7 protein-coding genes, 1 tRNA gene and 1 pseudogene are annotated in these 11095 nt (G+C 60.6%); 3 read left to right on the top strand and 6 right to left on the bottom strand.

All coding sequences use genetic code 11. The features are described from left to right. The 3 genes from pnuC to epsC form a co-directional block, all read right to left on the bottom strand. Nucleotides 1-393: nicotinamide riboside transporter PnuC (gene pnuC, locus ACRECS_RS26970; protein ID WP_431586061.1), on the bottom strand; the 393-nt coding region annotated here is incomplete at its 3' end. A gap of 89 nt (nt 394-482) precedes the next feature. Further along, nucleotides 483-1379, bottom strand: a complete 897-nt coding sequence (locus ACRECS_RS26965) for a TauD/TfdA dioxygenase family protein (RefSeq protein ID WP_431586060.1) — start codon at nt 1377-1379, stop codon at nt 483-485. 56 nt (nt 1380-1435) lie between these two features. Beyond that, complete coding sequence (gene epsC, locus ACRECS_RS26960) at nt 1436-2395, bottom strand: serine O-acetyltransferase EpsC (protein ID WP_431586059.1); 960 nt, start codon at nt 2393-2395, stop codon at nt 1436-1438. 177 nt (nt 2396-2572) lie between these two features. Here epsC and ACRECS_RS26955 point away from each other — a divergent pair, with 177 nt between their 5' ends. Together ACRECS_RS26955 and ACRECS_RS26950 are read left to right on the top strand one after the other, a co-directional pair. Next, nucleotides 2573-3877 (top strand): FAD-dependent oxidoreductase, encoded by a 1305-nt coding sequence (locus ACRECS_RS26955; RefSeq protein ID WP_431586058.1) that lies wholly within the window; start codon nt 2573-2575, stop codon nt 3875-3877. Nucleotides 3878-3984: 107 nt separating this feature from the next. Next, nucleotides 3985-4061 (top strand) — tRNA-Pro (locus ACRECS_RS26950). 119 nt (nt 4062-4180) lie between these two features. Here ACRECS_RS26950 and ACRECS_RS26945 read toward each other — a convergent pair. The 3 genes from ACRECS_RS26945 to ACRECS_RS26935 all read right to left on the bottom strand — a co-directional run bounded on the left by ACRECS_RS26945 (nt 4181) and on the right by ACRECS_RS26935 (nt 9249). Continuing rightward, nucleotides 4181-4636 (bottom strand): hypothetical protein, encoded by a 456-nt coding sequence (locus tag ACRECS_RS26945; protein WP_431586057.1) that lies wholly within the window; start codon nt 4634-4636, stop codon nt 4181-4183. Further along, a complete protein-coding gene (locus ACRECS_RS26940) occupies nt 4627-8958 on the bottom strand; it encodes an RHS repeat domain-containing protein (RefSeq protein WP_431586056.1) in 4332 nt (1443 codons plus the stop codon). The genes ACRECS_RS26945 and ACRECS_RS26940 overlap by 10 nt, the downstream gene beginning before the upstream one ends. Before the next feature lie 72 nt (nt 8959-9030). Next, nucleotides 9031-9249: a hypothetical protein gene (locus ACRECS_RS26935; protein ID WP_431586055.1), complete on the bottom strand. Its 219-nt coding sequence runs from the start codon at nt 9247-9249 to the stop codon at nt 9031-9033. A 290-nt stretch (nt 9250-9539) separates the two neighbouring features. Between ACRECS_RS26935 and ACRECS_RS26930 the strand changes: the two are divergent. Next, nucleotides 9540-11095: pseudogene (locus ACRECS_RS26930) on the top strand (autotransporter domain-containing protein); the annotation flags it as partial.

Below are 11095 nucleotides of genomic sequence, written 5' to 3'. Positions count from 1 at the left end.
CAGCAGGATCTGCGCGGCGACGCTGGTCATCGCCACGCCGGCATCGGGCCAGGGCAAGGATGCGTCGGTGAAGCGGTGCATCAGCCAGCCCCAGCCCGCCGTCGCCGCCGCGATCCCGCCGATCCACCGCCAGCGATCCGCCGGCGTCATCCGCCCGACTCGCACGTCCCCTTCACGCGCAACCGAGTGCGACCAGTGCCGCCAGCCATAAAGATTGATGACCAGGAAGAACCCCTGCAGCAACGCGTCGCTGTACAGCTTCGCCTGGAAGAAGATCCACGCGTAGATCAGCACCCCGGCGATCGCGAACGCGTAATTCCAGATACTGCGGCGCGCGACCAGCACGACATTGATGATGATCAGGAGAGAGGCGACGGCCTCGATCAGCGACATCGCCAAAGCGATAGAGCGATGTCGCGCGGCGGTCGAGCCGTTCCGCGCGCCCCCTGCCCGATCAGCCCTGCCCGATCAGCCCTGCCCGATCAGCGCGTCACCACATCCCCCGCCACCGTCACGCGCTCCAGCGCGCGATCGGCCGGCCAGTAATCGCCGACCGCATAATGCTGGGTCGAGCGATTGTCCCAGATGCCGATCGCATGGTCGCTCCAGCGGAAGCGGACCTGATATTCGGGCACCTTGATGCGGTCGAACAGCAGCTTGAGCAGCGTCTCGCTCTCTTCCGCCGGAATGCCCAGGATCCGCGTCGTGAACGTGTGGTTGACGTAGAGGATCTTCTCCCCCGTCTCGGGATGGACGCGCACCACCGGATGCGTCGCGGGCGGCAGGTCGCGCGCCAGCTGCGCACGCTTCTCGTCGGTCACGCGCGGCCCGAAGCTGCGCACGATATCATGCTCGGCATCGAGCCCGTCGATCCGCTCCTTCACGGCGGCGGGCAATCCGCGATAGGCGGCGGCGGTGTCGGCCCAAATCGTGTCGCCGCCGACCGACGGCAGCAGCCGTGCGCGCAGTACCGAGGCGATCGAGGGCTTCGCCCGGAACGACATGTCGGTGTGCCATTTATTGAACGCCTTGAACCCCTCGAACGTATCGGGGGTCAAATTCACCCCCTCGACGCCCTTGATGATCAGGATTTCGGGATAGCCATCGATCGAGGGCAGCACCGGATGCCCCTCAAGCTCGCCGAACAGCCGGCCGAGCCGGAGATGGCTTTCATAACCAATGTCCTGGTTGCGGAAGAAGATCACCTTGTAGCGCAGCCAGGCGTCGCGGATGATCTCGCCATCGGTGTCGGACAGGGTCTGATCGAGATCGATCCCCGACAATTCCGCGCCAAGCGTCAGCGTGGAGGGTTCGATCCTGATCCCGCGCGCCGCGGCGCGATCGATCAGGTCCGATTCAAGCTTCAGGGCTGTTGCCATATCACTCTCCTATGAACGGAATGTCGGACCTGCAGGCGCCCGCGTCAATCGCTCCTTCAATCGTCGCCGGGGAACAGCGGCAGATGTGGCTGTCCGGCGCGAAACAGCAAGGCGGGCGGCTGCATCACCAGGCTGCCCGCAGGCACATCGTCGGTCACCCACACATTGCCACCGATGGTCGATCCCGCGCCGATCGTCACCCGGCCGAGGATCGTCGCCCCGGCATAGACCACCACATCATCCTCGACGATCGGATGCCGCGCGAAGCGTTCGCGCACCGTGTCGCCGCCCTCCGCCGGCAAGCGCCGCGCACCGAGCGTGACATGCTGATACAGCCGCACGCGCGCGCCGATGATCGTGGTCTCGCCGATCACCACGCCAGTGCCGTGATCGATGAAGAAGCTCGGCCCGATCGTCGCACCGGGATGAATGTCGATCCCGGTCCGCGTATTGGCGATCTCCGAAATCACCCGCGCGACCAAGGGCGCGCCGAGCGTATAGAGCTGATGCGCAAGCCGGTGGTACATCACCGCCAGCGCACATGGATAGCAGATCAGGATCTCGTCGACGCTGCGCGCGGCGGGGTCGCCCTGGAACGCGGCGGCGATGTCGCTGTCGATCAGGCGGCGCACCTCGGGCAAGCCCGCGCCGAACAGCCGCACGATGGTTTCGCCATGCCCGGGATCGAAGCGGTCGGCGCTTTCCGCCTCCCAGTAACGCAGCTCGCGATCGACTTCGCTGCGCAGGATCGCCAGCGCCTGTTCGAGCCGCAGCGCGACGAACAGATCCTCGGTCGTGCCTTCATAATGGCCGAGCCGCAGCGGGAACAGGGCCGCCTCGAGATGTTCGAGCATGAAACCGACCGCGGTACGCCCCGGAAATCGCCCGGTGCCGGCCGCACCATAACGCTGATGCGCGGCACGCCAGTCATCACGCGCGGCGCGCAATTCGGCGACGATCGGTTCGATGGCATCGGCCCCTGCGGCCTGTTCGCGGATCAACTCGGGTACTGGCATACACACTCCCACGGCGCCCTTTATTGGTTGCCGGAGCTCAATCTCTACTTATTCAATAGGATTTCAACCGGCGTAAACTTTCGCTGCGCCAAGCTGATCTTTTCGCACGCCGATCCCACCTTCCCCCCGCCCCGCTTCCCGCCTAGCATCCGGCAAAAGAACGAGGAGCGGCTGCACGTGCATCATATCGCGATCATCGGTTCGGGACCTGCGGGCTATTATACGGCGGAAGGATGCCAGAAGACTTTCGGCGCGGATGTGCGCGTCGACATTATCGATCGCCTCCCCGTTCCGTACGGCCTGATCCGCACCGGCGTCGCGCCCGACCACCAGTCAATCAAGGGCGTGTCGCGCCGCTACGAAGCGGTCGCCTTGTCCGATACGGTGCGCTTCGTCGGCAATGTCAGCGTCGGCAGCGACGTCTCGATCGAGGAACTGCGCGGGCTATATGACGCGGTGGTACTGGCGACCGGTGCCCCGTCCGACCGGCGGCTTGGCGTGCCGGGCGACGATCTGCCCGGCGTGATCGGCTCGGCGGCGTTCGTCGGCTGGTATAATGGCCATCCCGATTTCGCCGGGCTCGCCCCGCCGCTCCACGGCCCCGGCGCGGTGGTGGTCGGCAACGGCAATGTCGCGCTCGACGTCGCGCGCATCCTCGCCAAGACCGGCGATGAATTCATTGGCTCCGACATTGTCGAACATGCGCTGGGCGAGCTGGGCGAAGCGCGGCTCGACACGGTCACTCTGCTTGGCCGGCGCGGTCCGCACCAGATCGCCATGACCCCCAAGGAACTGGGCGAGCTCGGCCATCTCGCGCGCGCCGCGCCGCAAGTCGATCCCGCCGATTTCCCGCCGGTCGAGGCCGATGCCGCGCTTGATCCCGGACAGCGCAAATCGGTCACGCATCTGCGCGACTTCGCCGCCAACCCGCAGGTCAAGCCAATCAATATCGTGTTCGATTTCTACGCCATGCCGGTGCGGATCGAGGGCGACGGCAGAGTCGAGCGGATCATCGTCGAACGCACCGCGCTCGATGCCGAGGGCCGCGCCTCGGGCACTGGCGAAACCTATGCCGTTCCTGCCGGCCTGGTGGTCAGTTGCATCGGCTACCGCACCCCGCCGATCGAGGGCGTGCCCTATGACGAGAAGCTCGGCCGCTTCGCCAATGACGAGGGCCGCATCGCACCGGGGCTCTACGCGGTCGGCTGGGCGCGGCGCGGGCCGACTGGCACGATCGGCACCAACCGCCCCGACGGTTTCCTCGCCGCCGAGAACATCGCCGCCGACCTGCCCGGCGACAGCGGCAAGACCGGCCGCGCCGGCCTCGACGCACTGCTCGCCGATCGCGGAGTCGAGGTCGTCACCTTCCGCGACTGGCAGAAGATCGAGGCCGCCGAAGTCGCCGCCGCCCGCGAAGGCGCGCCGCGCGAGAAATTCGTCGCGGTCGATGCGATGATGGCCGCGCGAAACGGCGCGTCCTGAGCTCTTGCTGTGGCGCCCCCCGAAAATCCTGCGGCGGCCGGCGTCCCGGTCATTTTTGCCTTGATAGCGCCGCGCCCGCCCGCTAGGCGCAGCACCCTGCAATGTGTCGGGGCGTGGCGCAGTCTGGTAGCGCACTGGTCTCGGGGTCCAGGGGTCGTAGGTTCGAATCCTATCGCCCCGACCATTGCAGCGATATCGCATAGCCGCCCGGAGCACCTCTGGCAGACGGGCTATCGGTTTCGCCTTACCTCGATTAAGCCGATTCTGAGCTCCGTTGGAGAACGACGGGCCACATCGCACCATTTAATCCGGCCTTGAATTTCCCTTCAACTCCATCGATTCCACGATAAACACAAAATCCCTCAAGCAGTAATTTTCCACCACTTCTCCGCCAAAGTATTTTTTGGAAAGAAATTTGTCTGCGGCGCTAGTGCCACTGGACAGTTTATCATACTCGGCAACCCGCCCTTTTACTATTACCTCCTTATCTCCAAAATCACTGAAATAAGATCTATTTTTGCCGGTTCCATTTATCAGGCTTACGCATTTGTAGTTTTCGGACTTGCCGTAAGGGCTGTAACTTTTGAAATCTTTCTGATTGAATAGCATCCACTCACCTTTAGTGGAAATCCATCCTGTAATAGAATTATCAGATGGACTTAAATTCATTGGACGATGGACGCCTCTCGCCAAAGACAGCGAGTGCGCCGACGCCAGAGAAATCATTATCACAACCTTGCAAATGCTTTTTATTTGCATTTTGCTCCCTTTCCTGACGGAGGCGGGGAGGGTCGCGCTCCCGATAAAGTTATTGGCGTCGATCCACGAGCCGCGCCTTTACGAAGAACCCAAGTACCCGACCTATTAATGTTAAATACGTTATATTTTTGAGCAGAAGTATAGTCACCTGCAGCAGGCCAAGGACTACCCCAGTCCGGATGACTGTGAATTATATCCACCACGTCATCTGGAATCTCTACCGAAGGATCGGGAACATTTTTGCCCAACGTATTTCCACAGGAATCCTTGTAAGGCTCCGATATTGTTGGGATATGGAATATCTTTCCCTTGGAATCCCTAAGCCATAACTGCTCTATAGGATAAGGAAGACTCAGATCTATTTGAATACCGTTTAATTCTCTATTCTTTCGCGCCGTCACGACGATATCGTCCGTGCTTACGGAGTTAGGATCTGCACCAGGTGCCCCTCCCCCACCGCCGCCGAAGCCACCACCACCGCTGCCTCCGCCACTGGGAAAGTCCCAGCCACCCCAACCCCAGCCACCCCAGCCGCCGCCACCGCTACCACCGCTGCCACCACCGCTGCCGCCGCCCGAGGTAACAACAATATCGTCACTAAGTCGCGGGATATCTATATCTCTCAACCCAATCGCAAGCCCTGTTGGATCGGTAGAATTGATCGGATCACTTCCAACATAGTTATACCAGTTCATGCCATCGCCATAGCCGATAGGATCGGTCTGCATGAATCGCCCTAAAGTCGCCGAATAGAACCGCGCTTTGTAATAATAGAGGCCGACCTCCGAAAGCCATACCTGCCCAGTATATTGGAACCGGCCAATATTAGCTGAACCCGGAATTCCATATTCGTCATAAGTATTGGTACCGATCACCGCACCCGTGGCATCGGTTACGGCGATCACGCTGCCGCGCTCATCAGTATGCAGCCAGCGCCGGTCGGTCGTGCCTGCCCCTTCATACCAAACGATCGGCTCATCACTGCCCGGGCCGTAGACATAGCGCTTGAGCACGGCGCCGCTCGGATTGGCGACCTCCGCCGCCATCGCGTTCCCATCATAGAGAAACCGTGTCGAGGTGCTGGTATCATACTCCGCCAGGCGTCCGAATCCGTCATAATAAGCAGTGATCCCGCCGGTCGTGCTCTTCAACAGATTCTCGGATGTGTAGGCATAAGCGGTCGCCCCCGAACTGGTCAGATTGCCGCGTGCATCATAACCCAGCGCGATCGCTCCGGACGCCGTCGCCTGATTGAGGCCGTTCACCGTATAGGGCCGGTCGACATTGGCCGATCCGGTCCAGGCATAGCTGTCATTTGAGCGCGTCGTGCTCGCAATCTGGCTCGCCGGGTTATAGCTGAACCCAAGCGTCAGATCCTTTGCCGTGCCGGCCAAATTTTGGGTCAGGGACGACAGCCGCGACACTGCATCAGGCGTATAGGTCGTTACCGTCCCGTTGCCTCGCGTCAGGCTTACCCGCCGACCCAGATCGTCATAGGTGTAGCTCGCCAACACACCAACACCGCTCGCCGCACCATTTTCGCGGATCGCGGTCACATTTCCGGTCACATCATAATCCGCCGTAACGTAAAAGCCGTCATTCCAGGTCTGTCGCGTCCGCCTGCTGGCAGCGTCATACTGGTAGTCCATCGCCCCAAATGGCTGCGCTTCCCGCGTCAACCGCCCCAGCGCATCATATGTCAGCGTGTGTTGAATGGCCCCCTTTTGCATCAAGGTCAGCCGGCTAAGAAGGTCGTAGCTATAGCCGACATCAGCCTCAGGAGATGGCAAATCCTTCGAAGTTATCCGGTTCAGCGCGTCATAAACAAAGGCAATCGATATCCCGTCTCGCAAGCGCCGGCTGATCACGTTACTGGCTGCATCATAGCCGAGTTGTTCATAATCGGTGGTCGAGCTAGCCCCCGTTCCCGCCGTCGTCACCGGATAGCGCACCTTCAACGGACGATCGACGCCGTCATATTCATAACTGGTTTTATTGCCTTCCGCATCGGTCAGCGAGGCGACTAGGCCATTGTTAGTATAGGTGCTTGTCGTCTCGTCAGCCTGCCCGGTCGTACCATAAGCCGTCTGCACTTTGACCGCCTGCCCCGCAGCATCATAACTCACCTTGCTGATCCGGTCCGATCCGGCGAGGCCCGTCGCACCGAGAGTACAGGCGCTCGCTGGAAGTGCAGCCCAGATCGCACTGTTCATCCTTAGGGCTGTGCATTCCAACCGCCCTGCCGAGTCATAGCTATATTGCACCACCTGGAAGGTGCTGCCGCCCGCCGACACCACTCCCTTCGTTACGCGATCGTTTGCGTCATAGCTGACCGTGTTGGCTTGGGAGACGACCATGGCCGTAAGATCCGCCGTGGTCGTGCCATTCACCGTACCGACCTGCGTTGAAGCAAGCCAGTTCCCGGTATAGCTATACTTTGTAGCGCGACGCTTCAGGGGCCCCGCACCATCCGGATCCGGACCGATCTGCCCGATCAAGCGCTGCGCCGCATCCCACAGATAAACGGTCGTGTCCGCGGCCCCCGGCATTGGGCCATCGACGGAAATCACATTGTCGAAGGCGTCATAGTCATAACTGGTGGTCGAACTCAGCGATCCGTTTCCGGCGCTCGCCGTGACCTGAGTCGGCAGAAGATTAAGGCCACCATTACCAGTGCCATAGGTGATCGCCACTCTGGTTTCGGCAGCCGAACCCGGACAGGTCGCAGCGGTAGCGCATGAGGTTATTCCGGTCAGCTTCCAGACCGGCGTGGCGGCATCGACCAGTTGTCCGGCGGCGTTGCGAACCTTGGCGTAAAGCGCCGTATAACTGTAATTTATCTCGGGCCGAGGTTGGCCTGCCGAAGCCGCTGGGCGTTGCTCTTTCACCACTTCGCCGTGGTCGGAGCCGTAGGTGTAGTCCGTCCGATTCCCCCGCGCGTCGATGACGTAAAGTGGCTTCATGCAGTATTTCAGTGATGCGGCCGTACAACTGATATCATAGGTCGATGTTGTGACGATGTCCGCGATCGGTGAGCCGGGCTTTGCCTTGATCCGCGTTTCCACGAGCCGCCCGAGCGTATCATAGGTGGAGAGAAGCTGATTCCCTTCGGGGAAGATCGTCTTAGTCAGCCGCTTGGCGGCATCATATTCATAGGTCGTCGTGTGACCGAGCGGATCGGTCTTCGACTCCACCCGCGCCGCATCGACCGCTACATGCCATGTCTGGGTCACCCCGTTCGGGCCGACGCGCGTTACATCCAGGCCGTTGCCTGTAAGAACATAGGTATAAGTGTCGGTGACGCCGGCACGGGTCAGTGTGTGAACCTTACCGTCGCCATAATAGGTGATCGAGACATTGGGATTACCCGTCGCATTCTCGTCCACCTCTTCCGGGCCATTGAGGCCGAGCCGCACGCGGAACTCGTCGCTGATTGGGGCATTGAAACGGCGGTCGACAAGCCCGGTATTGTCAGTCGTTTCGCTGATCGTGAGGCTCGGCCAGGTCTGGGTCAGCCCGGTGCAGCTGTCGGCGAGCGGATCGCAATAATCGATGCTGTTGTCGATCGCGGTGACGCCGACCAATTGATTGAACTGGGCACCTGGCGTTTGCGACGCATAGGTCGCTTTCAGCATATGACCGGTGTTGGTCGTGATCGACTGCGCGCGCTGATATGTCGTTGTGACGCAATTGGGGCCCCCGAGTATGCCGCCCGGCCCAACCATGCAGCCTGTATTTACCTGCTGGGTTTTGTAGTTCCAGGTCTTCGTCTCCCCGTTCGGCTTGGTCACTTTCCACAAAAGCGCTATCGTCTTGTTCGTTGTCGAAGGCGCTATCATCCCGACCGATCCAACCTTGGATCGAACAAACTCATAGGCAGTTCCGTCTGGGGCAGTATATCTGAAGTTGCTGGAAAGACTTCCAGGATCGAGGTCAACCAGAGTTGCACCGTTCGCCAGTTCAGGCTGAAAGATACCATTGCCGTCAGCAACGAACCGAATCGAACGGTTCTCGACAAAGACGATCATCTGGAAGTTGGTGCCGATAACCAGATTGGTAAAGGTCGAAGAATCGACACCTCCCGACCAGACATCGGCAAAATTCAGGCTACCGATGCCGATGCTCTTGGATTGGGTCAAAAATTTTCCGGTAGCGAGATCCACGCCGTTGGAATCAGGAAGGGGTCGAACCGGCGTCGGAGCCGGCAGCGTCTGCCCCAGTGCTGGCGTGATGACGCCCGCCGCCAGGATCGTGCTGACCGACAATGCCATACGCCATGCGCGTGACGGGCGCGCAGCAGCACCCACAGAACAACCGTTCATGGAAATCTCCAGTTCGTGCGGTAATTTGGAAAAACTATCGCGACGCCGAGCGCGTCACGCTTCGAACCCGGGTCAGGGAGCGCCCGTCACCTTAACGTTCCGGCGGTTGTCCGCCCGGTCGAGCGTGTAATTCGCCACCACGCCATTGTTCACGGTACCCGAATGCTCGACCTTCACCAGCCGACCCTTCGCGTCATATGTGTATGTGATTGTCTCGGACGCGCTGGCCATCGCGCCAGCGGCGCACGCCGCCAGAACGGCGACCAGCAATGCAACTCGGTAGCGTGCCATGATGCCCCACCAATACGCGCCGGAATTGTCCGGCACATAGAAGTGTGCACCGCCGATCTCACATAGCAAGCGTTTTACAGGCGATAGACCCAGAGTGGATGAGTTTGTTGGCGAATGAGCCGTTCACCACACGGGAAGTGTCACCACGGAGCAACATAAGCGGGAATAATCGATCCAATCACGGGATGCCACGAAAGTGGTGCGATCAAGTCCTTGAGCTTGCTCAATTTGCTGGATAGCCTCGCTGAATGAAACGGGGGCACCGTTTCCAGTCAAGGGGATTTATCCAGATGATTCAGCCGAATATCGGCGTGCGTTCGGCACGCGTCCGTTCGTGGCTCCTCGCTTCGGCGGGCACTTTGTCGCTGGTGCTGGGCGGCACCGCCCATGCCCAGAATGCCGGGCCCGGCGACATGGTCAACGTGCCATACGACGCTCGGCTACCCACCTCGGTACTGGATCCCAGCATCGTCGTGTCCCCGCCGAACACGCCAGACGGCGCCGTTGATACCGGCGTCAACGGCGTTGGCGGAATGATTATTGACCAGCAGAACGGCTTTATCGGCACTTGCACCGGTACCTTGATCAACCCGCGCACGGTACTCTTCGCCGCGCACTGCGTGAATGAAAGTCCTAATGGCGGCACCATGAACCCCTGGGGTTATGGCACCGGCGAAGGTCAGTTGCCGATCGGCTTCGGTTTCCAGGCCAACAACAACGCCGCGGGTAATTCGGCATTCGGAAAGTGGCTGTACGGCGTTGCCGGTGGCCCGTCATATCAGACCCGCGTCGCCGACTACATGTATAACGTCAACCAAGTCCTGTATAATCCCGATTCCGTCCTCCTCGGCGAGGGTAATAATTTCCTCCAGGGCGACGTCGCGCTGGCATCGCTCGACACTCCGGCAGCAAATGTGCCGACCTGGGCGATCCTCTTGTCCGCCCTGCCTGCCCCGGACGCGATCGACGATGCCACCGGCACCGGGTACCATGTTACGATCACTGGCTACGGCACGACCGGCACAGGCCCAACCGGCGCTACTACGCCGGGAGGCTATCGCCGACGCGTCGCGGAGAACTATGTCGGCCTGCTCGGTTCGCTCGACGACATCGATATTTTCACGTCCGGTTCGCCCAGCGGCCTGCCACAGAATCTGTATCAGACTGATTTCGACAGCCCCGGCCACTCCAGCTCAGTCGATTATAATTTGTTCAAGGACAATGCGCTTCCCAATGAAGGCACCACCGGACCAGGTGACTCGGGTGGGCCACTCATTCTCGATCGCGCTTTCGCCAAGCAGCTCGTGATTGCCGTCCTGTCCGGTGGCAGTACTTTCAGCGGGCAACGCTCCGGCGGCTATGGCACCCTGTCCTTCTATCAACCACTCTATCTGTTCTGGGATTATATCGCAGCCAATAATCCATACCGTTATGTCGGCGCGAAAGCGGGGGATGGTGCGTGGACCGATCCGACGCACTGGGTCACCAAGCTGGATCCGGCCTACAACGTCCTGGTCGACGGCCAACTGGTCAACGGCATCCCGACAACCCTCGGGAACGGCATCAACGGCACATCGGGCAAGTTCGGCCATATCTGCATCCAGCAGCCCGCCTTTGGGGTGGATGACTGCCTCGATATCAATACGGGCATCGAATATGTCGACGGCCAACCGATCAATACGGGGAGCCCGCAGCCGCAACAGCCGGGCACGCTATTGCCGGCCGCGACTCTGGCCAACGGCTTGCCCGGCGCGAGCAATTTCGTGCCCAACAATATCGATCCCAACGCCGCGACGCAGACCAATGCGCGCTATTTCGACGTGACTTTGTCGGCTGCCGGCACGAC

It is taken from the genome of Sphingomonas sp. (genome assembly GCF_050725575.1).
Classification (GTDB): domain Bacteria; phylum Pseudomonadota; class Alphaproteobacteria; order Sphingomonadales; family Sphingomonadaceae; genus Sphingomonas.
Note: the sequence above shows the minus strand (reverse complement) of the source record. Positions and strands in the feature narration are given on the sequence as shown.